At 67.4% G+C, this 26858-nt stretch carries 18 protein-coding genes; 9 read left to right on the top strand and 9 right to left on the bottom strand.

Translation table 11 applies throughout. The features are described from left to right. Positions 1–600: 600 nt before the first annotated feature. The 3 genes from holA to C9424_RS15105 form a co-directional block, all read right to left on the bottom strand. On the bottom strand, positions 601–1617 hold the full coding sequence (holA, locus tag C9424_RS15115) for a DNA polymerase III subunit delta (protein ID WP_116767660.1): 1017 nt from the start codon (positions 1615–1617) through the stop codon (positions 601–603). Then, positions 1551–3110, bottom strand: a complete 1560-nt coding sequence (locus tag C9424_RS15110; protein WP_237563486.1) for a ComEC/Rec2 family competence protein — start codon at positions 3108–3110, stop codon at positions 1551–1553. Before C9424_RS15110 ends, holA begins: the two co-directional genes overlap by 67 nt. 559 nt (positions 3111–3669) lie before the next feature. Further along, a complete protein-coding gene (locus C9424_RS15105; protein ID WP_202615891.1) occupies positions 3670–4608 on the bottom strand; it encodes a ComEA family DNA-binding protein in 939 nt (312 codons plus the stop codon). A 539-nt stretch (positions 4609–5147) separates the two neighbouring features. On the opposite strand from C9424_RS15105, the gene C9424_RS15100 reads away from it, so the two are divergent. Then, complete coding sequence (locus tag C9424_RS15100) at positions 5148–5768, top strand: hypothetical protein (RefSeq protein WP_161958236.1); 621 nt, start codon at positions 5148–5150, stop codon at positions 5766–5768. Here the strand turns inward: C9424_RS15100 and C9424_RS15095 are convergent. The 3 genes from C9424_RS15095 to leuS all read right to left on the bottom strand — a co-directional run bounded on the left by C9424_RS15095 (position 5752) and on the right by leuS (position 9818). Beyond that, positions 5752–5937, bottom strand: a complete 186-nt coding sequence (locus tag C9424_RS15095; RefSeq protein WP_090581036.1) for a hypothetical protein — start codon at positions 5935–5937, stop codon at positions 5752–5754. The two genes, C9424_RS15100 and C9424_RS15095, sit on opposite strands and share 17 nt — an antisense overlap. 93 nt (positions 5938–6030) lie before the next feature. Beyond that, positions 6031–7122 carry a DegV family protein gene (locus tag C9424_RS15090; protein ID WP_237563481.1) on the bottom strand — a complete coding sequence of 364 codons (1092 nt, stop codon included), beginning with the start codon at positions 7120–7122 and terminating at the stop codon, positions 6031–6033. Between the two features lie 164 nt (positions 7123–7286). Next, complete coding sequence (leuS, locus tag C9424_RS15085) at positions 7287–9818, bottom strand: leucine--tRNA ligase (RefSeq protein ID WP_116767652.1); 2532 nt, start codon at positions 9816–9818, stop codon at positions 7287–7289. Between the two features lie 892 nt (positions 9819–10710). On the opposite strand from leuS, the gene C9424_RS15080 reads away from it, so the two are divergent. The 4 genes from C9424_RS15080 to C9424_RS15065 are packed head-to-tail and all read left to right on the top strand — an operon-like array spanning position 10711 to position 18415. Then, the gene (locus C9424_RS15080; protein ID WP_237563480.1) at positions 10711–13860 is read left to right on the top strand and encodes an efflux RND transporter permease subunit; all 3150 of its coding nucleotides are present in this window, start codon (positions 10711–10713) and stop codon (positions 13858–13860) included. Beyond that, entirely contained in the window at positions 13857–14315 is a 459-nt protein-coding gene (locus C9424_RS15075) for a hypothetical protein (protein WP_116767648.1), read from the top strand. The genes C9424_RS15080 and C9424_RS15075 overlap by 4 nt, the downstream gene beginning before the upstream one ends. Before the next feature lies 1 nt (position 14316). Further along, on the top strand, positions 14317–17460 hold the full coding sequence (locus C9424_RS15070; protein ID WP_116767646.1) for an efflux RND transporter permease subunit: 3144 nt from the start codon (positions 14317–14319) through the stop codon (positions 17458–17460). A gap of 31 nt (positions 17461–17491) precedes the next feature. Continuing rightward, entirely contained in the window at positions 17492–18415 is a 924-nt protein-coding gene (locus C9424_RS15065) for a hypothetical protein (RefSeq protein WP_202615890.1), read from the top strand. A 99-nt stretch (positions 18416–18514) separates the two neighbouring features. Here C9424_RS15065 and glpK read toward each other — a convergent pair whose 3' ends face one another. The 3 genes from glpK to C9424_RS15050 form a co-directional block, all read right to left on the bottom strand. Next, positions 18515–20029, bottom strand: a complete 1515-nt coding sequence (gene glpK, locus C9424_RS15060; protein WP_116767644.1) for a glycerol kinase GlpK — start codon at positions 20027–20029, stop codon at positions 18515–18517. Between the two features lie 42 nt (positions 20030–20071). Next, positions 20072–20824 carry an MIP/aquaporin family protein gene (locus C9424_RS15055; protein ID WP_116767642.1) on the bottom strand — a complete coding sequence of 251 codons (753 nt, stop codon included), beginning with the start codon at positions 20822–20824 and terminating at the stop codon, positions 20072–20074. Positions 20825–20980: 156 nt separating this feature from the next. Then, the gene (locus C9424_RS15050; RefSeq protein ID WP_116767640.1) at positions 20981–22762 is read right to left on the bottom strand and encodes a glycerol-3-phosphate dehydrogenase/oxidase; all 1782 of its coding nucleotides are present in this window, start codon (positions 22760–22762) and stop codon (positions 20981–20983) included. A gap of 124 nt (positions 22763–22886) precedes the next feature. On the opposite strand from C9424_RS15050, the gene C9424_RS15045 reads away from it, so the two are divergent. The 4 genes from C9424_RS15045 (at position 22887) to C9424_RS15030 (ending at position 26845) form a co-directional block, all read left to right on the top strand. Beyond that, positions 22887–23849: a sugar-binding transcriptional regulator gene (locus C9424_RS15045; RefSeq protein WP_091251872.1), complete on the top strand. Its 963-nt coding sequence runs from the start codon at positions 22887–22889 to the stop codon at positions 23847–23849. Between the two features lie 106 nt (positions 23850–23955). After that, positions 23956–24825: an aldo/keto reductase gene (locus C9424_RS15040; protein WP_116767638.1), complete on the top strand. Its 870-nt coding sequence runs from the start codon at positions 23956–23958 to the stop codon at positions 24823–24825. Between the two features lie 11 nt (positions 24826–24836). Then, positions 24837–25763, top strand: coding sequence for an alpha/beta fold hydrolase (locus tag C9424_RS15035; RefSeq protein WP_116767636.1), 927 nt, complete (start codon positions 24837–24839; stop codon positions 25761–25763). After that, positions 25760–26845: a glycosyltransferase family 4 protein gene (locus tag C9424_RS15030; protein WP_116767635.1), complete on the top strand. Its 1086-nt coding sequence runs from the start codon at positions 25760–25762 to the stop codon at positions 26843–26845. Before C9424_RS15035 ends, C9424_RS15030 begins: the two co-directional genes overlap by 4 nt. Positions 26846–26858 lie beyond the last annotated feature (13 nt).

The raw sequence follows: 26858 nt of genomic DNA, 5'->3' as shown, positions 1-26858 counted from the left end.
AAGAACGCGGGCGCGGGGTGAGCACGTTAGCGGCAACACCAGGGTGCCCAGATTCGCTGGCGACGGCGTTGCCAGGTGGCTCCCGAACAGCGACGGATGCAAGACACATTTGCACGGGCCCCTGAGGATCGCGAGCCCCGACCGCATCGGCCATGACCCCTGTGGGTCGGCACGATGCAGAGCCTTACGGGTCCGCGGGCACTCCAGGTCAGACGATGGCTGGAGGACGTGCTGGCTGGGAGACTTCGACCGGCCGGCGTGAGGCCAGCACGCCAAAGGAAGAGGCCGCAGCGACCATCAGCGTTGCAGGAACTGACGCATTGATTGCGAGCGAGAGTTCCATTTGGAATGGCAGGAGCAGGCGCAGAGGCTGATGACAAGATTGGCGACGGACACCGCCGAAGGCCTTCTACTGTGGCCCGCCGGACGTTTGTTCATAGCTTCCCCCGTCTTGTCTCGGTGACTGCAGTTGCAGCCGCTGGCGGTGCGCGCGCCAAGTACCGCTTCGACCCACACCGTCGTGCCGTGGCTAAACCGGCCCGCGTCTGGTCGGACACGCCGGGTCCGCCGGTTGGCGGGCCGGCGGCGCGCACCCGGGCGTCAGGACCTCCGGACCGACGTCGCAATCACCGTGACGGCGTGTTCCACGGCGTAGACGGGATCGCGGGACAGGCCTTTGACCTGCGCGTCAGCCTCGGCGGTGACCTGGATGGAGCGGACCAGCCCCTCGGGCGTCCAGCGCCGGACCTCCCGCTGTGCCTGTTCAACGAGCCAAGGCTGCATCCCCAACTGTTTGGCAATCTGCGAGGACGAGCCCTGCGCGCCGGCCACCTTTGCCAGGGAGCGCAGTTTGGATGCGAGGGCCGCCACGATCGGTACCGGGTCCGCGCCGGTGTCCAGGGCGTGGCGGAGCGTGGAGAGGGCGAGAGGGCCGTTCCCGGCCATCGCGGCATCGGCGACCTTGAAGGCCGTTGCTTCGACCCGGCCGCCGTAGTACCTGTCCACCATGGCGGCATCCACGGCCGTGGTGGCGTCAGCGATCAGCTGGCTGCAGGCGGCCGCGAGTTCCGCGAGCTGCGCGCCAACCGCGTTGACGAGTGCGTGCACGGCGTCGGGTTCGATGCGCCGGGAGGCCGCCTTGAACTCGGTCGTGACAAACGCGATCTTCTCGGCGTCTTTCTTGAGGGGCTGGCAGTCAACGACCGGCCAGCCGCCAGCCTTGATCGTATCCAGTAGCTTCTTGCCGCGGACTCCCCCGCCATGACGGAGCACCAGGACGGCATCCGGCTCCGGCTGTGCCACATACTTCAGGGCATCGGCGAGGAACGCATCGTTCATCGCCTCGAGTCCGTCGATCTCGATGAGCTTCTGCTCGCCGAAGAGTGACGGGCTGACGTTCATGGCCAGCGACCCGGCCGAGTAGCTCGCGGCGTTAAGCCGGGTGACTTCGACGTCGGGTGCCGCCTCGCGGACCTGCCCGCGGATACGGTCCATGGCACGCGCGCCCAAGTAGTCCTCCGGCCCGCCCACCAGGACGACAGCCGCAGGTGTCACATCGCGCCAGGTGGCGCTCTTCGTCGCCGAGGTCCTGGGTCGTGGGGTCTGGGCAGCAGCCACTCGTGATTCCTCCCGGAAGTTGGTTTGCAGACTCTAAGCGTCCCACGCCCGGACCGGTGCTCCAAGCCGTACCCCGCGCTCTGCCGGGCAGCCTGCCGGGCGGTCTGCCCGGACCGTCGGACGGACCCCGGGGCCCGCATCGTCGGCGGCCAGCCCGCCAGGACGGCGACGGTCCACGCGTGTGCCGCCAGCGACGACCGAACCACCGCGGCGGGATGCAGGGCCAGCCACACCATGCCGAGCACGGTCGCGGAAAAGATGCCCATGGTGGCCGCACCAAAGCCTCCCTCCGGCCACGGCAGGGCGGCGCCCGGGAGGGCCGCGAAGAAGCGCGCGATCCCCGCCACTGCGCCGGCCAAGGCGGCAGCCGGGGCCATCAAGAGCTCGGCGGCGGCAGGGACTACGGGAAGAAGGGCCGCGGCTGCGGTCCCTAGCAGCGTTACGGGTGCCACGAGCGCCGCGGCGGCCACGTTGGCGGGCACCGCGTAGGCGCCGAACTGCGGTTGCAGCAAGACGATCACGGGACCGCAGAAGAGTTGGGCGGACAGCGGTACGGCCACGCCGCCCGCGGCCCAGCGCGGCACCGGCGCCGGAATCCAGTCCATGATGCGGCGTCCCGCAATCACAATTCCCAGCGTGGCCAGGACCGAGAGCACAAAGCCGAAGCTTGTCGCCAGGACCGGCTGTACCAGCAGCAGGCCTATGACGGCAACGCACAGGAGGCTGAGTCCACGCCCTGCCCGGCCAGACGCTATTGATGCGACACCGATGCCGCCCATGAGCGCGGCCCGCAGCACGCTGGGCTCCGGCCCGACCATGAGGACGAACAGCCCGAGCCCGGCGAGGCTGGCCGCTGCGGCGGCCACGCGTGGCAGACGCAGCGTGCGGGCCGTGAGCAGCAGCGTCCCCAGGATCAGGCTGCAGTTCGCGCCGCTGACGGCGGTCAGGTGCGTCATCCCGACTGTCTTCATGGCGTCTTCCAGTTCCGCGTTCAGGGCACTGGTGTCGCCGGTGACCATCCCGGGCAGCAGCCCGCCGGCGTCGCCCCCGAACCGGGCAGCGGCGGCGGTGAAACTCCGGCGCAGCCCGCCGGGAGCTTGCTGCCAGAACCCGGGGCCGCGCAGCACCGTGGGCGCGGACGAGGCTGAAAGGATTCCCGCGTCGGGCTCCCCCGGCGCAGCGGCGCGCAGTCTTCCAGTGGTGCGCAGCTGCTGGCCCGGAACTGCGTGTTCCCACGCCGTTCCTCCCATGACGACGAACCGGGCGTCACCGGCGATCCTTCGGCCGTCGAAGGTCACGACCTTTAGCGTCACGGGGACCGCCCAGCGGCCTGCCAGGCCGCTCGCTCCGGGAGTCCTGAGCCGCCGCGGCGCGCCCGCAACCTCCACTTCCGCGACCACGGCTGCCCGGGCAGCCACGGCCTCAGCAATCGCGCCGTCATGCCGCCGGGATGACTCGACGGCGGCATGGGCGCCCGCCGCGACGGACAACATCAAGGCCGCGGCCAGGGTGGCGCGGAAGCTACGCGGGGCCGCCGGCCCATGACGCGGGTCATACCGCAAGATTCCACGGCCGGGCCCGGCACGCCCCACAGTGCGCCGCCCAACGTGGGAGTGACCAACGTGGGAGCAACCCGCCACGACCAGCAGCATTGCCCCGGCCGCCGCCATGCCGCCGCAGAGAAGTGCCAGCTCCGCCGGATTCAACCAGTTGCCGGCGACGGCGGTCCCCCACACCAGAAGGGCCGGCGGCACGAGGCGCATATCCGTCCGCCGTTGCCGTTCCCTTGGGCGCCGTTCCGCCGGGCGCCCGCGCCCGGCATCCGGCTGCAGCCCGTGATTCCGTAACAGCGATGTCCGGGGCCCTCGAACCCCGGCGCCGGCCTCCGGGCCGCCGGCTTCCCAGAGTGCCGGCGAGCGGACGGCCGCGTCGGCATACCGCTGCCAGAGGTTGCGTCCGCCGGGCACAGGACCCCGCCCCGTGTTCGTCTCCACGCCTCGCCGCTGCGCATCAGCTTCATTCCGGGGCACGTCAGTGTCGCTCCGGGCCATATCAGACGCTCACTAACTGCAGCAGGGCCTCGAGCAACTTCGGGCCTATGCCGTCCACCGCATCGAGTTCCTGCACGGTCTTGAACCGCCCGTGCTGCGTCCGCCAGTCCACGATCCGCTGTGCCAGGACCGGCCCGACGCGCGGGAGGGTTCCCAGTTCCTCGAGCCCGGCAGTGTTGAGGTTGATCTTTCCGCCGCCGCCTTGGCTCGTGCCGGCCGCGCCGGAACCCGGCGGCGAAGCGCCCCCGCCGTCGGACGCACCGGCCTGATCGGGTTCGCCGCGTATCGGCACGAGGACCTTCTGTCCGTCCTCCAGCACGGCTGCAAGATTAAGCCGGTCCGGCTCCGCGGTATCCGTAGCCCCGCCCGCAGCCGCGATCGCTTCGTAAAGCCGACTCCCTGCCGGCAACTGAACCACCCCGGCTCTGGCCACGGCACCGGCGACATGGACCGTGATCGTTCCTACCCCAGCGCCGGCATCGTCTCCCGGCGGCGCACTGGCCACCGCGGCCGACTGGGCCGGGGGCGCCTCCGTCGCGGAGGCGGACTCGCTGAGCGGGGCCATCCGGGGGCCTCCGGTGCCCGCCTGCCACCAGAAACAGCCGCCCAGCACCGCGGCCAGGACGCCCAGCAAAGCCGCAGCCCTCACACCTGTCCTGGCCCGCAGCCGCGCGGAAAGCGGGGGCCGTCCGTCCCGCCGGTGCCCGGCGAGTCCATCCAAGTGGCCTGCGGGGAGACCATGCGGGGGCGTCTGGACGTCCAGCAAGCCCGGGGAGGGCGCCGCCGCCCTGCCAGCATCCGACGCTGAGCCCGGGTACTCGGCGTCGTGGGCATGACGGCGGTTCCCGGCGTCCCCGGAACTTCCTAGCGTCGCTGCCAGGCGTTCCCGGGCAACGCTGGCGCCTGCGGCGGATTCGGCTCCCGGGTCCCGGCGTGACATGGGAACGACTCTAGGAAACCCGCAGCGCCACCGACATCCCGGACCGGGCGTATGTGGAAATACCTGCGTAAAACACGTATTGGAGCGCCAGCAGGCAAGTATTCCCTACGCTGGTGCCCGCCAGGACCCGGTGGTAACGTCTGGATCCTCATCGAGAAACCTTGCCGGCTGGGGGCAATCTTGATCGTCTGGCTGTGTCCGCCAGACGTCGAAAGCTGGTGTGCAATGAAGTGGTTGTCTGGGCCTGCGTCGGTTGCGGCCCTTGGCGTCGCAGCAGTGCTGGCACCTCCTGCGGCGGCAGACACAACGCAAGCTACCTCGACCCAGGTCGTGAACTTCGCGGTTGACGGCAGTTACTGCCCGCAGCACGGCCTGTACGGCATAGCGCACGTGACGGTTGACGGCAGCGCGGGAATGTCTGCCGACCAGAATTTCATCTGGACTACGCAAGCAGCGGCCACGTCCATCCACTCGGTCCCGCCGCAGGGCGCCATCGCGAACGTCACGATTGTCTATCATTGCAATGTCCAGGTGCTCTGGTGGCTGGAGCCGGGCGACGCCCGAAGGGTGACCGCGGCCCTTTGGGTCAACGGCTCGGCCCCACAGCCCAACTACACCATCGGGCCGAATCAGCCGACGCCTCCGCGGGCCTCACCACCGACGCCGACGCCGACCCCACAGCCAACCGCACAGCCGGCCCCCCAGCCGACCCTACAGCCAACCTCGCAGCCGGCCCCTCAACCGACGTCTCAACCGACGTCTCAGCCCACCCCGCCGCCGGCCTCGCAACCGGCATCTCAGCCACCGGCACACTCTGCCTCGCAACAGGCGTCGCTGCCGGCGTCGCTGAAACCCGCACAGCCTCCACAGCCCGCACAGCCGCTGGCCCCGGAACCGGCACTCCCGCCGACGTCCCAGCCAAGCACACAGCCTCCGGCCGTGCCGACCACGCCACCGACACCGGAACCGACTGCGGAACCAACGTCCCAGCCGAGCACACCGCCGACATCACAACCGACGTCACAACCGACGTCGGATCCGACGCCGGAACCAACCTCAGGAGCGACGACGCGGCCGACGTCTCCGCCGACCTCCCTGCACACGCCCCGGCCAACCCCGTGAGGGGCAGCTACCAGCCGGAAATCACTGCTGGTAGGTGATGTAAGCCTCGTACTGCACCCGCCACTTGTCGGCGGCCTTGGGGTCCGGAACGGTGGTGGTGAGGAACTGGACACTGGTGACTTGGCCCTTGAGGTATTTCAGCCATTTCGTCACCTCTTCGGCGACGTCGCGATCGAACTGGGCTACGTGGTGCACCTGCATTGCCATGACGGCCTCCGGTTGCGCTGGGGTTCGGTGCAGTGACTTTACCGCCAGCGCACTTTCCCGGCCAGAGTCCTCTGTCCGCAGCAGAGGCAGGCGTTAGTCGCCAGCTTCAGCGGCGGCCCTGCCGGTTCCCGGTTCCCCGGCGTCCCGACGGACGCCTCCCGTGGTCGCGCCCGCGGACTGGCTTCCGCCGTCCGCGCCCGCTTCCCAGGTGTCGGAGGTACTGCCCTCCCCCACGATCACTGCCAGCACGCCGAGCCCAGCGTGGGCAGCCAGGACAGCGGGGAGGGCGCTGATCTGGGCCGGCGGGCAGGCCGGCAACGCTGCCGCGAGGCGTCTGGCAAGCTCCTCGGCCTGGGCCTGATTGCCGAAGTGATGCACGGCCAGCCGCGCCTGCCCCGCCGGGCGGGCGGAGGCATCGGCGGCAACGATTTCTTCCAGCCGCGCAATGGCCTTCGCCGCGGACCGGACTTTTTCCAGCGGAATGATGCGGCCGCCGTCAACGGCAAGGATGGGTTTGATGGAGAGCATGGTCCCCCAGAGCGAGGCGGCCGCCCCGATCCGGCCACCGCGGCGCAGCTGTTCCAGGCTCGGAACGTAGAAGTACACTTTGGTGCGGTCCAGCCGGTCCTGCGCGAAGGCCTTCACCTCGGCCGCGTTCCTGCCCTCGGCCGCCGCGACAACGGCGCCCTGCACGCCCATCCCCTGCGCCATGCCGACGGTCCGCGAGTCGATGACCTCCACCGGGATGCCGACCCGTTCGGCCGCCAGCCGTGCTGCGTCGGCGGTCCCGGACAGGTCACCGGAAATATGGATCGAAACCACGGACTGGAAGCCACGCCCGCCGGCCGCCCGGTAGGCGTGTTCAAACTGGCCCGGTGAAGGACGCGAGGTCTTGACGGGCTTTCCGCTGGCCAGGGCCACGGCGATCGTCTCGGCGATGTCGTCCTCGCCTTCGCCGTAGATTTCGGCGCCCACCATGACGGGCATCGGCACCACCGTGAGCCGGCCGTCAGCGCTGAACTCACGGACCCAGTCGGCGGGCAGCGCAGCGGCAGAGTCCGTGACCACCGCAACCTGCACGACGGCGCCCGGTACGGCTTCGGGGCCGACGCCGGCCCGGTGGCCCGGCCGGAGCCGAACGAACCGCTCGCGCAACCACGGCCAGCCTGATTCGCGCTCTGGCACCGGGGACCTCCTGCTGTCGGGACGCCTGGACTGGATCGTTTGGATTGGACCTGCGGCCACGGGGTCCGTGCCCGCCGCGTCGGCACCACGGGCCTTGGCGACACTGGCCGCCGGCATCTGCCGGCGGCCAGTGTCAGGCTAGAGCGACTGGCTGCTGCGTCCGGCTAGGCCGGGACGATGTTGACCAGTTTAGGCGCCCGCACGATCACCGTGCGGAGGGCCCGGCCGTCGAGGGCCCGCTGAACGTTTTCGGAGGCCAGCGCCAGTTCGCGCAGGTCGTCCTCCGAGATGTCCGGGGAAACCTCAAGGCGGTCCCGCACCTTGCCTTGCACCTGGACGACGGCGATGACCGTGTCCTCCACGAGCAAGGCGTCGTCGTGCATGGGCCATCCCGCGTTGGCGACCGACGCCGGGTGCCCCAGGACGTTCCACAGGTCCTCTGCGGTGTACGGCGCAAACAGGCTCAGGATGACGGCGACGGCTTCGACCGCTTCGCGGACCGCAGGGTCCGCCCCGCCAGCACCGGTGGCTGAATCTATGGTTTTGCGGGTCGCGTTGACCAGTTCCATGAGTTTGGCGACAACCACGTTGAACTTGTTGTGATCCAGCAGGGCCTGTGCGTCGGCGATGGTGCGGTGGGTGACGGTGCGCAGGGCACGATCACCCGTGGCGAAGTCGACGCCGGCTTCGCTCGTCACGTCCTGGCCGAGCCGCCAGGCGCGGGCCAGGAATTTCGCGGAACCAGACGGCGAGACATCTGCCCAGTCGACGTCGTCCTCCGGCGGGGAGGCGAAGATCATGGTCAGGCGGACGGCGTCCACGCCATACTTGTCCAGCTGTTCGCCGAGGTCGACGCCGTTGCCCAGGGACTTGCTCATGGCCTTGCCGCCGTTGAGCACCTGCCCCTGGTTCAGCAGCGCACGGAAGGGCTCGTCGGCGTCGATCATGCCGAGGTCGTGGATGACCTTGGTGAAGAACCGTGCATAGAGCAGGTGCAGGATGGCGTGTTCGACGCCACCGACATACTGGCCTACCGGCATCCAGTCGTTGATCTTGGCGGGGTCAAACGGGCCCTCGGTGAACTCCGGGGAGACGAAGCGCAGGAAGTACCAGGACGAATCCACGAAGGTGTCCATGGTGTCCGTGTCGCGCTTGGCCGGGCCGTGGCACTCGGGGCACTCGACGTTGACCCAGGCCTCGGCGGCGGCCAGCGGGGACGTGCCCTTCGGGGACAGGTCCTCGCCGCGCAGGTCCGCCGGCAGGGTCACGGGCAGCTGGTCATCCGGGACGGGGACCTCGCCGCAGGCCGGGCAGTGGATGATGGGGATCGGGGTGCCCCAGAACCGCTGCCGGCTGAGCAGCCAGTCACGCAGGCGGAAGTTCACGAACTTCTCGCCGGTGCCCTGCTGCTCCAGGATCGCGATGGCGGCCGGGATGGCTTCGGCCTTCGCCAGCCCGTCCAGTGCGCCGGAATTGATGAGGGTGCCTTCGCCGGCGGTTGCCGTGCCGGAGACTGCGGGGTCTTCCTCGCCGGTGTCCAGCACCGCCCGGACGGGCAGGTCGAAGGTTTTGGCGAAGTCGAGGTCGCGCTGGTCATGGGCCGGGACGGCCATGATGGCGCCCGTGCCGTAGTCGGCCAGGACGTAGTCCGCGGCCCAGACGGGCAGCTTCTCGCCGTTGAGCGGGTTGACCGCATAGCGGCCGGTAAACACTCCGGTCTTCTCGCGTTCGGTGGACTGGCGCTCGATCTCGGACAGTGCCTTGACCTGTTCGCGGTAGGCGTCCAGGGCCGCGGCGTGCTCGTCGGTGACCAGCTCGACGGCGAGCGGCGCGTCGGCGGCGACGACGAAGAACGTGGCGCCGTAAAGGGTGTCCGGGCGCGTGGTGAAGACCGTGACGTCCTTGGCGGCCTTGCCGCCGTCGGCCTCGATCACAAAGTTGACGTGGGCGCCCTCGGAGCGGCCGATCCAGTTCTTCTGCATGGCGAGGACGCGCTCGGGCCAGTGCCCGCGCAGTTCGTCCATGTCATCGAGCAGCCGGTCCGCGTAGTCGGTGATCTTGAAGTACCACTGGTTCAACGACTTCTTGGTAACGGGCGTGCCGCACCGCTCACAGGCGCCATTGACTACCTGCTCGTTGGCCAGCACGGTCTGGTCCTTGGGGCACCAGTTGACGGGCGAATCCTTGCGGTACGCCAGGCCGCGCTCGTAGAAACGTTTGAACAGCCACTGCGTCCAGCGGTAGTACTCGGGGTCGGAGGTGTGCAGCCGGCGGGACCAGTCCGCGGAGATGGCATAACGCTTGAAGGACGCCGCCTGGGTGTCGATGTTGGCGTAGGTCCACTCGCTGGGGTGCGCGTTGCGCTTGATGGCGGCGTTCTCCGCGGGCAGGCCGAAGGAGTCCCAGCCGATCGGGTGCAGCACATCGTAGCCCTGCTGGCGCAGGTAACGGGCCACCACGTCGCCCATCGCGAATGCCTCCGCGTGGCCCATGTGAAGGTCACCGGACGGGTACGGGAACATGTCCAGCACGTAGCGGCGTTCCTTTGAACCGTCGTCGAGCGGCGTGAAGACCTTCAGGTCTTCCCAGACCTGCGGCCATTTGGCTTCCATCGCCGCGAAGCTGTAGGCACCTTCCTCGGGCCCCTCCGCCGCGGCTGCTGGTGATCCGGTCTGTGTTTCCGGCTGAACGCTCACTGCTGGCCTCTTCTGTTCTATACGGCCTGTTAACTCAAGCCTGTCTACCGTCAGGCCTGCCTGCCGCCAGGCCTGTTTACCTTCAAGTCTGCACTGTCTTCAAGACTGCACCGCCAAAGCCGGTTGCCCGGCCCTGGCTCCTTGCTGTCCGTGCGCGGCGCTTCCTGCCGTTACCGCCTGCCCTGCGTTCCGGAACAGAGCCCGGACACACAAAAGCCCCTCGACATGGAGGGGCCGCCGCTCGGCAATCCGAGGTCTCTTCGGGATCGAGGTCTCGTCGGGATGCCGGGCGGCTAACTAAGCAGGAGCACAGCGCGCATAGGACCACTTTAGCCCCTCGGGCTGATTCGCGCTGAAACGACAGCCCGATGCGGCCCGGGAGTCGCGGGCGCACGGACCGGTCCCCCGCCGTGCGGGCGATTGTGCCCGAAATTGTTATAAATGCCTCACCTGCGGACCCGCGGTACCTACGGTGAGCCCAAAATGGCCGCCGGCAAGTAGTGGAAACGAAAATTCAGGGAGCGACCAAAGGAAAACAAGCAGAAATGCCAACATCACCCGGGTGGGAAGCGGCGGTTTTTGGGCCCCTCCGGGTGGTCGCGAATAAAAAAACGCATTATATGCCGCTTAACTGGGAAATACCCATGAATCCACCCGATGCAGCCTCACAATTTCTGCTTGCCAAACACTTCAAAGGGGAACACCATTCGAGATAGGTCAGCAATTGGGATCTCGCCGGGGGGATTCGCACATGGTCTCGGGTTGAGGAGCCTGTCATGAGTCACTTGCGCACTACTTCTATGCAACCAGCAAAAACCCTCAGTGCCCGCCCGTACCGCGGCGGCCCCCTGGAACAGGCCTAGCCATGTTCGGCTGGATTACCCGTTTCAGTATGCAGTTCCGCATCCTGGTCCTCGCCCTGGCCGCGGGACTCATTGCCTTCGGGGTGGTGAACCTCCCGCATATCGCCGTCGACAGCATGCCCGAGTTCGCGCCCGCGCACGTCGAGATCCAGACCGAGGCCCTGGGCCTGTCCGCCGCCGAGGTCGAGCAGCTCATCACCTCTCCCATGGAAGCCGACCTTCTCAACGGGGTGGCCTGGCTTGATGAAATCCGGTCCAAGTCAGTCCCCGGCCTGTCCTCGATCGAGCTCGTGTTCGAGCCGGGCACCGACCTTCTGCGCGCGCGCCAACTCGTGGCCGAGCGCATGACCCAGGCCCACGCGCTGCCCAACGTCTCGGCGCCACCACTGATTATGCAGCCGATGTCGTCAACCAGCCGCGTGCTCATGGTCCGGATGACCTCCCAGCAGCTCTCCGGCATCGAAATGTCCGTCCTGGCCCGGTGGAAGATCAAGCCGCGGCTCATCGGCATTCCCGGTGTTGCCAACGTGTCCATCTGGGGTCAGCGCGAACAGCAGCTCCAGGTCGAAGTCACTCCCACGCAACTCCGCGACAAGGGCATCACGCTCGAGCAGGTCATCAAAACCACGGGCAACGCCGTCTGGGTGTCTCCGCTGAGCTTCCTTGAGGCATCAACGCCCGGCACGGGCGGGTTCGTGGAGTCGCCAAGCCAACGCTTGGGCATTCAGCACGTCCTGCCCATCCGGACGCCCGCCGACCTCGCCAAGGTGAGCGTCGAAGACTCCGGCTCTCCCATGCTCCTGGGTGAGATTTCCCAGGTGAAGGAGGACCACCAGCCGCTGATCGGCGACGCCGTCGTCGGACAGGATGCAGGCCTGCTGCTGGTGGTGGAGAAGTTCCCCGGAACCAGCGCGCTGCAGGTCACCAGGGATATCGAGGCTGCCTTGAACGACATGCAGCCGGGACTGTCCGGAATCCAGATGGATACGTCCGTCTTCCGGCCCGCCTCGTTCCTGCAGGATGCAGTGGACGGTCTTGGCGTGGCACTGCTCGTGAGCCTCCTGATCGCCATCCTGCTCTTCTGGCTGCTCTTCCGTTCCTGGCGCGTCGCGGTGATCGCCCTTGTGGCCCTCACGACTACCGTCATGGCGGCCGGGGCGGTCCTCTACCTGCTTGACGCCACACTGAACATCTCAATCCTCGCCGGCATCCTGCTGGGCGTGTCCGTGATCGTGGGAGACATTGTGGAGGATGTTCAGGCGCAGCGGCGCCGGCCCCTGCGGGCCACCGGACCCGAGACTGAAGCCACCATCAGGTTCCGCATGGTGCAGCTGGTCCGCAGCGTCCGCACCCCGTTGTTCCACGGGTCCCTCGTCATGGCCATGGCGCTCGCGCCGACGCTGTTCGTCACGGGAGTCGGCGGCGCGTTCTTCCAGCCGTTGTACTGGTCGATGGCGCTGACGCTTGCCGTCTCAATGCTGGTGGGCTTGTCCGTGACGCCTGTCCTGGCGTATCTCCTGCTGCCCCGCGAGAGGGCCCCGCGGCCCGACTCGCCCGTTGTTGTCCGGGCCAAGTCCTACTATGACCGGGCGCTCGAGGGCGCGCGGTCCCGCACCGCGGTCGGCATCGTTGCTGTCGCCGTCGTTGGCCTGCTCGGACTCGCCGCCGCATCCCAGCTGGTCGGAACCCGTGCGGTCGTTCCGACCATTCCGGACCGGACGCTCCTGGTGCAATGGGACTCCATGGCCGGCACGTCCAACGACGAAGTCCGCAGGGTGGCGTCGAAGGCGTCCGAAGAGCTGCGGGCACTGCCGGGCGTTTCGGGAGTCGGCGGACATATCGGCCGCGCCATTTCCTCCGACCAGGTGGTGGGTAACAGCTCCGCGGAACTCTGGGTGTCCATCACACCGGACGCCAATTTCACCGAGACGGAGAAAGCTGTCCGCGACGTCGTCCAAGGCTACCCGGGCATCGCCCACAACGTCGTGAACTACTCCCAGCAGAAGATCGGTGAACAGCGCAGCAGCATGGATCCGGGATTCGCCGTCCGCGTCTACGGCACCGACATGCCGGTCCTGCGCGAAAAAGCCGAAGAGGTCCGCAAGGCCCTTGAGACGGTTGACGGCGTGCAGAACCCGACCATCAACGCCGGCGCCATGACGCCCATCGTCGAAGTCGAAGTCAACCTCGCCGAGGCGCAGAAAGTCGGCATCAAACCCGGCGATGCGCGGCGCGCCGCCGCGGCCCTGATGCAGGGCATTGTGGTCGGCAACCTCTTCGAACAGCAAAAGGTCTTTGAAGTGGTGGTGCGCGGCGCGGTGGACGTCAGGGACGACCTGACCAGCATCCGCGAACTGTTGCTCGACACGCCAAGCGGCGGTCAGGTCCAGCTGGGCCAGATCGCCGACGTCCGGCTCGTACCAAACGAAGTCGTGATCATGCACGATGACACCTCGCGGAGGATCGACGTCGTGGCCGACGTCAGCGGGCGGCCGCTGGCGGATATCCAGCGCGACATCAACGCGGCGATCTCGCAGATCCAGTTCCCGCTGGAATACCACGCCGAAATCCCCACCAAATACAGTGAACAACTGGCCGGAGACTCCCTGGTGTTGTGGATCGGCGCGGCAGCCCTCATTGCCATCCTGCTCCTGCTCCAGGCAGCCGTGCGGAGCTGGAAGCTGGCCCTCGCCGTCTTCCTGTCCCTGCCGGCCGCGCTGGCCGGGGCCGCCATAGCGGCGTGGATCGCGGGGGATGCAATCACCGTGCTGTCGCTCACCGCGTTTGCGGCGCTGCTGGCCGTCGCCGGCCGCAACGCGGCATTGCTCTCGGCCCGTACAGATGAGCTGTGGCGGGCGGCCCCGCAGGAGTCCCGTGAAGAAGCCGTCTTGACTGCAGCGCGGGAGCGGGTGTCGCCCATCCTGAAATCCGCCCTGATCACGGTGGCGATCCTCATCCCGCCGGGACTCTTCGGCGGCGCCGTGGGCGGGGCCCTCCTGGGGCCGATGGCCCTGATCATTGTTGGCGGACTCGTCACTACAACCCTCATCGGGATCTTCGTGCTCCCCCTGCTCGCGCTCTGGTTCGGGCCCCGGTCCGCCCCCGAAGAGTGGGCGGAAGTCTACGAAGCCGAAGTTCCAGTCCAGCCCGTTATGCAGGAAAAGGTGGAAGCAAAATGACCAGCCAACAGCCCCTGCGGCGCCTGCCCCTGGCGGCCGCCGTCTGCGCAGCCCTTCTGTTCGCGTTGCCCTCGTGCGCCCAGACGACGGCGGCAACGCCCGCCGCCGTCTCGGCCAACGAACCCGCCAAGGTGGAGAAGAATGCCGCGACCGGCATCGCGAAACTGACCTTGACCGAAAAGGGAATCGAGCGCCTGGACCTGAAGACCGATACCGTCAAGGCCGGCACGGGGACGGCCGTCCTGCTGCCCTATGCGGCCCTGCTCTACGACGCCGGCGGCAAGACCTGGGTGTACACCAACCCGGCCCCGCGGGTCTACCAGCGGGAACCGGTCACGGTGGCCAAGGTGGAGTCCGGAGTGGTCACCGCTTCGGCGGGGCCCGCGGTGGGCACCGCCGTCGTGACCGTCGGCGCGGCTGAACTGTTCGGCGCCGAGTTCGATACGGCCCATTGACATGCGCCGGATTGTCGCTGCGAGCCTGAGGTTCCGGTCGATCATCATTGCGATGGCCGCCGCCCTCATGATCGTGGGCGGCGCGCAGCTCAGCAGTGCTTCGGTGGATGTTTTCCCGGAGTTCGCGCCGCCCCGTGTCGAGGTCCAGACGGCGTGTCTGGGGCTCACCGCCTCCGAAGTTGAGGAGCTGGTAACGGTTCCGATGGAGGAGGCCTTCAACGGCATTGACGGTTTGGACCAGATGCGGTCGAAGTCGGTGTCGCAGCTGTCCGCTATTGTGCTGGAGTTCAAGCCCGGAACCGACCTGCTCACGGCCAGGCAACTGGTGTCCGAGCGGATGGCAACCGTCATTCCGACCCTGCCCACCTGGGCGGCGCCGCCGCTGATGCTCCAGCCGCTGTCCTCCACCAGCCGCGTCATGAAGATCGGGCTCTCCTCCGATACCCGATCGTTGATCGAGATGTCCATGATTTCCTACTGGAACATCAGGGCGCACCTGCTCCGGGTGCCGGGCGTCGCGAATGTGGCGATCTGGGGTGAACGCCTTCAAATGCTGCAGGTCCAGGTTGATCCGGCCAAACTGGCTGCCAACGACGTCACGCTGGAGAACGTCATGAACTCCACGTCCGATGCCCTGGACGCCGGCCTGCTCAAGTACTCCCCCGGCGCCCTGATCGGCACCGGAGGGGCGCTCGAGACGCCGAACCAAAGCATGGGCATCAGGCACGTCCAGCCCATCACGTCCCCGGCGGACCTTGCCCAGGTGGCGCTGGAGGAGCGTGAAGGGCTGCCCCCGTTGCGGCTCGCCGACGTGGCAAACGTCGTGGAAGACCACCAGCAGCTGATCGGTGACGCGGTGATCAACGGCGGCCCCGGCCTCATGCTGATTGTCGAAAAGCTGCCGTGGGGCAACACGCTCGAAGTCACGCGCGGTGTTGAGGCGGCCCTTCAGGAACTGCAGCCCGGCCTGACCGGGATCGCAGTCGACACCACGTTGTTCCGGCCCGCCTCGTTCATCGAGGAGTCTCTCGGCAACCTGGGCCTCGCGCTCCTGCTGGGCTGTTTCCTGGTGGTCCTGGTGCTGAGCGTCTTCCTGTTCCAATGGCGGACCGCGCTGATCAGCGTCATGGCCATCCCGTTGTCCCTGACAGCCGCCGCCCTGGTGCTCTACTGGACCGGAGGAACGATCAACACCATGGTGCTGGCCGGGCTGGTGATCGCCGTCGGGGTGGTGGTGGACGACGCCATCATCGACGTCGAAAACATCGTCCGGCGGTTGCGGCACCACCGTGCCAGCGGCGGAACCGAAAGCACCGCCCGCGTGGTGGTCAATGCCTCCCTGGAGGTTCGCGGCCCCATCGTCTACGCCACGCTGATCATCGTCGCAGCCACTGTGCCGATCTTCTTCCTGGACGGACTGACAGGCGCCTTCTTCCGGCCCCTGGCCATCTCCTACACCCTCGCCGTGATGGCGTCCATGCTGGTGGCCCTCACGGTCACGCCCGCCATGGCGTACATCTTCCTGCGCAATGCCACGCTGGAAGACCGGGATCCGCCGGTGGTCCGGGTCCTCAAACGCTGGTACGGCGCCGCACTCCGGCCCATTGTGCGGCGGCCGCTCCCCGGCTACCTCGCCGTGGCAGCGTTCGGCGTCGTGGGCATCATCGCGGCCCCGCTACTGGGCCAGTCGCTGCTGCCGTCATTCAAGGAACGCGACTTCCTCATGCACTGGGTCACGCAGCCCGGCACCTCCAACGCCGAAGAAGTACGCGTGAGTCAACTGGCCTGCAAGGAGCTGATGACCGTTCCGGGCGTCAACAACTGCGGGTCCCACATCGGTCAGGCATTCGCCGCCGACGAGGTGGTGGGCGTCAACTTCGGTGAGAACTGGATCAGCGTCGACCCCTCGGTCGACTACGACAAGACCCTGGCCTCCATCCAGCAGATCGTGGACGGCTATCCCGGCATCCACCGGGACGTCCAGACCTACCTCAAGGAACGTGTCCGCGAGGTGCTGACCGGCACGGGCTACTCGATCGTCGTCCGCGTCTACGGCGATGACCTGGACACGCTGAAGAAGCAGGCGGACAAGGTCAAGACGGTCCTCGCCGGCATCGACGGGGCACTCGGGGCCAAGGTTGCCCTGCAGGTCAACGTGCCGCAGGTCAATGTCGAGGTGGACCTGGACGCCGCCAACCGCTACGGGCTCAAGCCCGGTGACGTCCGCCGTGCCGCTGCCACCATGGTTTCCGGAGAGGAGGTCGGCGACGTCTACCGCGACGGCAAAGCCTACGACGTCCAGGTCTGGAGTCCTCCCGAAATCCGGACCAGCGTCACCAGCATCGAAAACCTCCCCCTGGACACCCCGAGCGGACAGCGGATCCGGGTGGCCGACGTCGCCAGGATCTCGGTGAAGCCCACCCCCAACGTCATTGAGCGTTCGGAAGGGTCCCGGCGGCTGGACGTCAGCGCCAACGTCAAGGAAGGCGACCTCGCGAGGGTCGTCGAGAAACTGGAATCCGAACTCAAATCGGTGGAGTTCCCCACCGGCTACAGCGCGGACATCCTGGGCGAATACGCAGAGCGGCAGGCCGCCTCCCAACGGCTGCTCCTCTTCGCGATCGGTGCCGTCGTTGTGGTGTTCCTCCTGCTCCAGGCAGCATTCCGCAGCTGGCGCCTGGCCACGCTCGCCATCCTGACTCTGCCGGTCGCACTGGTGGGCGGGGTAATCGCCGCGCACATGAGCGGCGGAATCCTGTCCCTTGGCTCGCTGGTCGGGTTCCTGACCGTGATGGGCATCGCCGCGCGCAACGGCATCCTGCTCATCAACCATTGCCAGCACCTGGAGCAGTTCGAGGGCGTGCCGTTCGGCCGGGACCTGGTCCTGAGGGGTGCCGCCGAGCGGTTGTCACCGATCCTGATGACCACCCTGGCCACCGCACTGGCCCTAGTGCCGCTGGTGGTGATGGGTACCAGGCCGGGTCATGAGATCGAGCACCCGATGGCCGTAGTGATCCTCGGCGGACTGGTGACCTCGACACTGGTCAATCTGTTCATCGTTCCATCGCTCTACTTGCGGTTCGCCAAGAAGGGTCCGGCACGTGACCGCGAGCCCCGCCAGCCGGAGCCCGTACCCGCCGCATAGCAGCAACCACCAACACTGAGAGGGCAGACAGATGACTCCACGAGGTAAGAGATTCACCGCTTACGGCACGGCGTTCCTGTTGGTGGTGGCGTCGCTGACGGCGGCGACGGCGGCGACGGCGGCAACTGCGGCTGCCGCCGCGCCGGCGGCCACCGGTTCCCAGGAACTGTGCGGCCCCGGTTCGGCGCTGTCATTCAACCGTTCCGCCTTCCCGGCAAAGCCCCTGATCAACAACCAGTGGCTCACGCTCAAGCCCGGCATGCAGTACACCACCACCGGCAAAGTCGTCTCCGCGGACGGGACCACCGTGCGCAAGGTTGTCAGCACCGTCACGGGACTGACCAAGGTGATCGACGGCGTCACGACGATCGCGATTTGGGACCGCGACTACTCCGACGGTGAACTCGTGGAGTCCGAGCTCGCCTTCTTCGCCCAGACGACCACGGGGGCGGTGTGGCTCTTCGGCGAATATCCGGAGGAGTACGAGAACGGCAAGCTTGCCGGCGCGCCCAGCACCTTCATCAGCGGCATCGACAAAGCCCGGGCCGGCATCGCGATGCAGGCCGAGCCGCATCGGAACACGCCTGCCTACGTCCAGGCCTACGCCCCCTCCGTGGACTTCCTGGACTGCGGCGACGTCAAGTACAAGCACCTGTGCGTCTGTGTACCCGCGGGGTGCTACGACGACGTGATGGTGATCGATGAGTTCAATCCACTGGATCCGCCCACCGCCGGCCACCAGCGCAAGTACTACTCGGCCGGGACCGGGCTCATCAAGGTGACGGCTGTCGGCGGGGAAGACCAGGAGTTCCTGGATCTGGTCAACATCAAGAAACTCTCCAGCGCCGAACTTGCAAGCGTCAACGCGCGTGCGCTGGCGATCGACCGCCGGGGCTACACGGTCAGCAAGGACGTCTACGCGAAGACACCGCGCGCAGTCGTCTCGACGCCCTAACGACCTGTCACCGGACACAAAAGAGCTCCGGCCGGGGAATCCTGGCCGGAGCTCTTCCGTGTCCGCCGGAACGACCGGCTGGCGGGTTGGGACGTGGTGCTACTTCACGTCCGCGTCAACCCAGTCCATGGACTTGGTGACGGCCTTCTTCCAGAGGCGCATCTGGCGTTCGCGCTCGGACTGGTCCATTTGCGGCTCCCAGCGCTTGTCCTCGGCCCAGTTGGCCGAGCACTCGCCCAGGTCCTTCCAGAATCCGACGGCCAGGCCGGCCGCGTAGGCTGCGCCCAGCGCCGTCGTCTCGACCACCTTGGGCCGGATGACCGGCACCCCGAGGATGTCCGCCTGGAACTGCATGAGGGCATCGTTGGCGACCATGCCGCCGTCGACCTTCAGCTCCGTCAGCGGAACGCCGGAGTCGGCGTTGACCGCGTCCAGCACCTCACGGGTCTGGAAAGCCGTGGCCTCCAGTGCCGCGCGGGCAATATGGGCCCTGTTCACATAGCGGGTGAGGCCCACAATGGCGCCGCGGGCGTCCGAACGCCAGTACGGCGCGAAGAGGCCCGAGAACGCCGGCACAATGTAGACGCCGCCGTTGTCCTCCACCGAGGCGGCCAGGGTCTCGACCTCCGGGGCGCTGCTGATCATGCCGAGGTTGTCCCGCAGCCACTGGATCAGCGAACCGGTGACGGCAATGGAGCCCTCCAGCGCGTAGTGCGGTGCAGCGTCGCCCAGCTTGTAACCAACCGTGGTCAGCAGCCCGTTCTTCGAGTGGACGATTTCCTCGCCGGTGTTGAAGATCAGGAAGCAGCCCGTGCCATACGTGTTCTTGGCTTCACCGGCATCGAAGGCGGCCTGGCCGAACGTGGCCGCCTGCTGGTCGCCCAGGATCCCGGCGACGGGAACCTCACGCAGCAGCTGGGACGTGTGCACCGTGCCGTAGACCTCGGAAGAGGACTTGATGGTCGGCATCATGGAGGCCGGGACGCCGAACGCGTCCAGGATCTCCTGGTCCCAGGACAGCGTCTCCAGGTCCATGAACATGGTCCGCGAGGCGTTGGTCACGTCGGTGACGTGGACGCCGCCGTCGGTCCCGCCGGTGAGGTTCCACAGCACCCAGCAGTCCGTGTTGCCGAAGACGAGGTCGCCGGCCTCGGCCTTGGCCCGGGCGCCTTCGACATTGTCCAGGATCCACTTGATCTTGGTGCCGGAGAAGTAGGTCGCCAGCGGCAGGCCGACCTTCTGCTTGAAGCGTTCCGGTCCGCCGTCCTTGGCGAGTTCGTCGACGATCGGCTGCGTGCGGGTGTCCTGCCAGACGATCGCGTTGTAGACCGCCTCGCCGGTGGTCTTGTCCCACACAACGGCCGTTTCGCGCTGGTTGGTGATGCCGACGGCGGCGATGTCGTGGCGGGTCAGGTTCGCCTTGGACAGTGCCGAGGCGATCACCTCGCGGGTGTTGTTCCAGATTTCCGCGGGGTTGTGCTCCACCCAGCCGGCCTGCGGGAAGATCTGCTCGTGCTCCATCTGGCCCGAGGAGACAATGCTGCCGCTGTGGTCGAACACGATGGCGCGGGTGCTCGTGGTGCCCTGGTCAATGGCGACTACGTACTGGTTCATATTGACGTCCTTGTCTGTTTGGCGTGGCAGGTGAATTGGCGATTAGTGAGGGATTACCGGGGCGATGATCGGCACGACTGCGGCTACGATGCCGGCCAGTCCGCCGCCGATGAGGGGTCCGACGACGGGGATCCAGGAGTAGCTCCAGTCGCTGGAACCCTTGCCCTTAATCGGGAGCAGGGCGTGGGCGATGCGGGGGCCGAGGTCACGTGCGGGGTTGATGGCGTAGCCCGTGGGCCCGCCGAGCGAGACACCGATGCCGACAACGAGCAGGGCCACCGACAACGGGCCGAGCCCCGAGGGGGTTCCGCCGAAAGTCAGGATGACGAACACGAGGACAAAGGTGCCGATGATTTCGGTGACCACGTTCCACAGGTTGGAGCGGATGGCCGGGCCGGTGGAGAAGACTGCCAGCTGGCTGGCCGGCTCGGGCTCGGCGTCGAAGTGCTGCTTGTAGGCCAGCCACATCACGATGGCACCCAGGAAGGCACCGAGCAGTTCACCGCCGAAGTAGGTCAGTGTCGAGGCGAAGTCGACTGGAACGCCGGGAGCGTACAACTTCTTGCCGTTGAGCAGCAGACCGAAGGTCACCGCAGGGTTCAGGTGCGCCCCTGACTGGGCGGCAACGTAGACACCGGAGAAGACGGCAATGCCCCATCCCCAGGTGACCATCAGGAACCCGCCGTTGTTGCCCTTGGTGCCTTTGAGCGCAACGTTGGCCACCACGCCGCAACCCAGCAGGGTCAGCATTGCGGTGCCGAATACTTCGGACAGGAAAACTATTCCAAGAGACATCTTTGACTCCTCTATTTTCTGTTGTCGGCCTCCGCGAGTTTGGAGGCCGTGGGGCCGGCAGCATGTTGGTGCTGCCGGCCAGCCACTGCGCCGGCCGCCGGGGCGGACCGCGCAGTGCTTGCACCCGGGCTTCCCTGCCCGGGCACGCAAGTCGAATCAGGCGACCAGGCTGTGGACCCGGACGCCGTGGAACCGCTGAAGCACCTCCTGTGCGTGGGTGATTTCCGTGGCGCGGAGTGCCGCATCCCAGCCGAGCGGGCCGGAGAGGATGTCGGCAATTTCGTTCAGCAGTTCGCCGGTCACGAGGCCCCGGAAGGCCAGGGACGTGCGGCGGATGAGGACGTCCACGAGGTGCCCGATCTGCTCGTGTGCCGCCATGAACTCCAGTTCGCGGGTGCTGAGCTCGCGCGTGGAGTGCAGCAGCCTGTCCGCCTCGCCGGCGTTGGCATCATCCAGGAACCGGATGACCTCTTCGGCGCGGGTCCCGTAGCGGGTCAGGAGTCCGGTGACGCGGGCGGCGTCGCGGCCGGCGGACATGTGGGCCTTGATCCAGCGTTGGACGCCGTCCTCGCTGTCGGGGAAGCCCGCGCCGCCGCCGATGGCGAGCTTCGCCGTCGAGAGCTTGCGTTCCATGCCGAGTTCGGCCAGGACGTCGTTGCTCAGGTGCTCGGCGAGGGCACGGAACGTGGTCCACTTGCCGCCCACCAGGCTCAGCACGGCCCCGCCGGCGCCCGCACGGCGTTCGATCCGGTAGTCCCGGCTGACGAAGCCCGGCTGGGTGGCGTCGTGCTTGGGAAGCGGCCGCACTCCGGAGAACGTGTAGACGATTTGTCCCCGGTCCACCGTGATGTCCGGGAAGACGTGGCCGATCAGGTCAAAGAAGTAGTCGATTTCCGCCTCGGTGCAGACGGCGTCCTCCGCCATGTCGGCGTCAACGTCCGTGGTGCCGACCAGGACGCGGTCCCCCATCGGGTAGATCAGCACGATCCGGCCGTCGGTGTGTTCGAAGAAGATTTCGCGCCCGTTGCACGCCGCCAGCAGCTCCGGGTGGTCCAGCACGATGTGCGAACCCTTCGTTCCGCCCATGAAGGACGACGCCGCCCCCATGGCCTCGTTGGTCAGGTCGACCCAAGCGCCCGTGGTGTTCACGATGACGTCGGCGGTGAAGTCAAACACCTCGCCGCTGAGCTCGTCGCGCAGCTGAACGGTGGTTCCGGTACCGGTTCCGGCAGCGCTTCCGGTGCTGCCGCCCATGGAGACGAGCGAAACGTAGTTGCTGGCCCGGGCCAGGTGGCCGGCCGCGCCGCCGGCTTTCTCGCCGTCCTGGAGCACGTCGAGGGTGAGGCGCTCGGGGTTGTGGACCGAGGCGTCGAAGTAGGTGGCCGCGTATTTGATCCCCGGGTGCAGCCGGGGCAGTTCGGCCAGCGCGCGCTTGCGGCCGCGGAACTGGTGGCGCGGCACCGTGCCGCCGTCGCGGGAGAAGAAGTCATACATGCTCAGGCCGAGCTTGATCAGGAATGCGCCGCGTTCCGTGTGCTTGCCCTGCTTGTGGGTCAGGAAGCGCATCGGGGCGGCCAGGACACCGGAGAAGGTGCTGAAGATGGGGATGGTGGTCTGCAGCGGCTTGACGTAGTGCGGTGCGATCCGCAGGAGCCTGTTGCGTTCGACGACGGACTCCTGCACGAGGCGGAACTCGCCGTTTTCGAGGTAGCGGATGCCCCCGTGGATCATGTGGGAGGAAGCGCCGCTGGCGCCCTGGCAGTAGTCGCCGCGCTCCACGAGCGCGACGTCGACGCCCTGGAGGGCCAGGTCCCGGAACGTGCCCACCCCGTTGATGCCGCCTCCGATGATCAGAACCTGCGCGTGCCGCCGCGTCCGCAGCTTCTGCACCGAGGCGCGATCGTTGGCCGGTGTGCGGGCTGAGTCCTTCTGTCCCAAAACTGCTCCCTTGGGTTTGGTTCTGTGCGGCGCGCCCCATGGCGCGGCGCCGTTCAACACTATTCTTTGGAGTAATGGAAAATGGAGTCAAGCACTATGCACAAACGTGCAGACGGGAAATTTCATGACACCTCCACGCCAGTCCGACGCCCTCCGCGCGGCCCAGCTGTATTACCTGCAGGACCTGACCATGGACGCGATTGCCCGGGAGCTCCGGACGTCCCGGTCCACGGTGTCGCGGCTGCTCTCGGCGGCCCGCGATTCGGGACTGGTGCAGATCCAGATCCGCAGCCCGCTGGACACCGGACCTGAGCTTGAAAGCATGATCCGCGCCGAATACAAGGTGGATGTGCACGTTGTTCCCGTGGTGGACACGCTCAATGAGGCGGAAACACTGGACCGTGTGGCCATGCAGGCCGCCAGGACGATCGGGCCCCTGGTGGACTCGAACGCCATCATCGGCGTCGCCTGGGGGTCGACGCTCAGCGCCGTGAGCCGGCACCTGACCCGCAAGATCACGCACGACAGCGTGATCGTCCAGCTCAACGGCGCCGGAAACATGCAGACCACCGGCATCACCTATGCCTCGGACATCATGCGCCGGTTCGGCAGCGCCTACGGTGCACGGGTTGAACAGTTCCCGGTCCCGGCCTTCTTCGACCACGCGGCGACCAAAACGGCCATGTGGAATGAGCGCAGTGTTCAACGCATCCTGGAGCTGCAGTCCCGGATGAGCATCGCGATCTTTGGCGTGGGATCGGTCGACGCCGACTACCCCAGCCACGTCTATGCCGGCGGCTACCTCGATGAGGACGACCTGGACGTCCTCGCGAATTCCGATGTGGTGGGCGACGTCGCGACGGTGTTCTTCCGCGCCGACGGGTCCTCGGACGGCATCACGCTCAACGAGCGCTCCACCGGCCCGGACCTCGCCCAGCTGCGGCAGGTGCGGCGGCGCATCTGCGTGGTGTCCGGCGCCTCCAAGATCAACGGGCTGCGGGGCGCCCTCGCAGCAGGACTGGCCACCGACCTGATCCTGGACGAGGCCAGCGCCCGCAGGCTGGTCCGGTTCGACGGGCCCGCCTGAGCGGGTTCGGGGCAGGCACGGAACGGGTGCGGGGCACGGCGACCCGAAGCTGCGGCCGGCACCTTCGGTCCGCCACTCGGGAGCGCCAGTGGGTAAAGTCAGTGTCATGAGAATCTCCCCCCGGCTGACCCTGAATAACGGCGTGATGATCGACCGGCTGGGATTCGGGCTCTATAAGGTCCCTCCGGCCGACGCCGCCAATCTGGTGACCATGGCGATCGAGGCCGGTTACCGCCACTTCGACACGGCCGCGATGTACGGCAACGAAACCGGTGTGGGCCGCGGCATCGGTGCCCTGTCCGGATTTGAGGGCACCGGCGGCGGTCCCGGGGAAACCGCGCCGTACGTGTCCCGCGAGGACCTGTTCGTCACAACCAAGGTCTGGAATGACGACCACGGCTACGACGCGACGATGCGGGCGTTCGACACCTCGATTTCCAACCTCGGCCTGGAATACATCGACCTGTACCTGATCCATTGGCCGTGCGCCCGGCGGGGCCTCTTCCCGGAAACTTACCGGGCCATGGAGACGCTGTACCGTGAGGGCAAAGTCCGGGCAATCGGCGTCTCCAACTTCCAGCCGCAGCATCTGGACCGGCTCCTGGACACCGCGGAGGTGGTCCCGGCCGTCAACCAGATTGAGCTGCATCCCTGGCTGCAGCAAAGTGAACTGCGCGAAAAGCACGAGCTCCTGGGCATCCGCACCGAGGCGTGGAGCCCACTGGGCCGCGGCCAGGTCCTGAAGGACCCGGTGATCCTGGCCCTCGCCGCCGAACACGACCGCACGCCGGCGCAGGTCATCCTCCGCTGGCACCTGCAGCTGGGCAACATTGCCATTCCCAAGGCCAGCTCGTCGGGGCGGATCCGTGAAAACCACGAGGTCTTCGACTTTGAGCTCTCCCCGCTGGACATGACGGAGATCGCCGCGCTCGAACGCGGCTTCCGGACCGGCTCCCACCCCGACAACGTCACCTAGGATTCGAACCCATGGAACAAGTGGACACCGGGTCCTCACGCACGCCCCTTCTCAGCAACGGACTCGCCGCGCGCACCCGTGCCGCGACCGTCGAGGTTGACGGCGCCTCCATTGCCTATTGGGTCTACGAACCCGCCCAGGTCACGCCCGGGACCCGCACGATCCTGGTGGTGCACGGGTTCCGTGGCGACCACCACGGCCTGCTCCGGGTCGCCGACCAGCTGACGGACATGCGCCTGATCATGCCGGACCTGCCGGGCTTCGGCGGTTCTGCGGCCTTCGAGGACACCGAGCACAGCGTTGACGCCTACGGCCGGTTCCTCAGCGGGTTCATGGCGGCGCTGGGCCTGCGCCCGGACACGGTCCTGCTCGGCCATTCGTTCGGGTCGATCATCGCCAGCCACTTCGTGGCGGCCAACCCCGGTGCGGTATCCGAGCTGATCCTGATCAACCCCATCGCGGCGCCCGCCCTTGAAGGACCCAAGGGCGTCATGACCAAGCTTGCGGTGTTCTACTACGAGGCCGCGGCACGGCTTCCCCGGCGGCTGGGGCTGGCGCTCCTGCGCAGCCAGGCGATCGTGCGGGTGATGAGCGTGGCCATGGCCAAGACCGGGGACAAGGACGTCCGCCGGTTCGTGCACGCCCAGCACAGCGCCTACTTCTCCTCCTTCGCGGACCGCGACAGCCTGCTGCAGGCCTTCAAAGCCTCCGTCGGCAGCAATGTCTCGGAGGTGGCCGGCCACTTGACGCTGCCCGTGCTGCTGATCGCGGGAGAAAAGGACGAGATCGCCATGTTGCCGGACCAGCACAAACTCGCCGCACGGCTTCCGGACGTGACGCTGGAAGTCATTCCCGGCGTCGGGCACCTGATCCACTACGAGACCCCCGAACCCGCCGCCCGCTACATCCGACGCTTCCTGAAGGACCACGCCGCGTGAAGATTCTCATCGATGCCCGCTTCACCCGGCTGGACCACCACGACGGCATCAGCCGCTACGGCGCCAGCCTGATCGCTGCGGCCGCCAAGATCGCAGACGTCTCGATGCTGATCAGCGACCACCGCCAGCTCGCGCTCCTGCCGGACGTTCCGTACACCGTCATCAACAGCCCGCTGTCCCCGGCCGAGCTCTTCGTGGCGGCCCGGGTCAACAAGCTGGGCGCTGACGTGGTGGTGTGCCCCATGCAGACCATGGGCAGCTGGGGCCGCAAGTATGCCCTGGTGCTGACCCTGCACGACCTCATCTACTACGAGCACCCCACGCCTCCGGGGTTCCTGCCGGCCCCGGTCCGGGTCCTGTGGCGGCTGTACCACAAGGCGTTCTGGCCCCAGCGGCTCCTGCTGAACCGGGCGGACATCGTGGCCACCATCAGCTCCACCACCGCGGCCCTGATGGCGAAGTACCGGCTCACCCGGCGGCCGGTCAGGATTGTGGGCAACGCCCCGCAGCACGGCCACACGCCGCGGGATCCCGGGGCCGGGGCCGACAAGACGCTGCTCTACATGGGTTCGTTCATGCCCTACAAGAACGTCGAAACCATGATCCGCGGCATGGCGGAACTGCCGGAGATGACCCTCCACCTGCTCAGCCGCATCACCCCGGAGCGGCGGGCCGAACTTGAGGCGCTCGCCCCGGCGGGTGCAAACATCGTCTTCCACAACGGCGTGACCGATGCCGAATATGAGGCCCTCCTGGCGCGCACCACGGCCTTGATCAGCCTCTCCCGGGCCGAAGGCTACGGACTGCCCCTGGTCGAGGCGATGTCGCACGGCACCCCGGTGATCGCCAGCGACATCCCGATCTTCCGGGAAGTCGGCGATGACGCCGTCAGCTACGTGCATCCTGACTCGCCGGCCGAGTTTGCCGAGGCGGTCCGCCAGCTCGAGGACGCTGACCTCTGGAAGGCCCGGTCACGCCGGTCCGTGGAGCGTGCCGCGGACTTCAGCTGGGACGAGTCCGCGCGGCGGCTTGTGGCCGTCGCGGCCGAGGCCGTCGCACTCCGGAACGGGCACAAGGGCTAGCCCGGGAACTGCA

Source organism: Arthrobacter sp. H-02-3 (assembly GCF_003097355.1).
GTDB lineage: Bacteria > Actinomycetota > Actinomycetes > Actinomycetales > Micrococcaceae > Arthrobacter > Arthrobacter humicola.
This window is presented reverse-complemented; position numbering and strand designations above follow the sequence as displayed.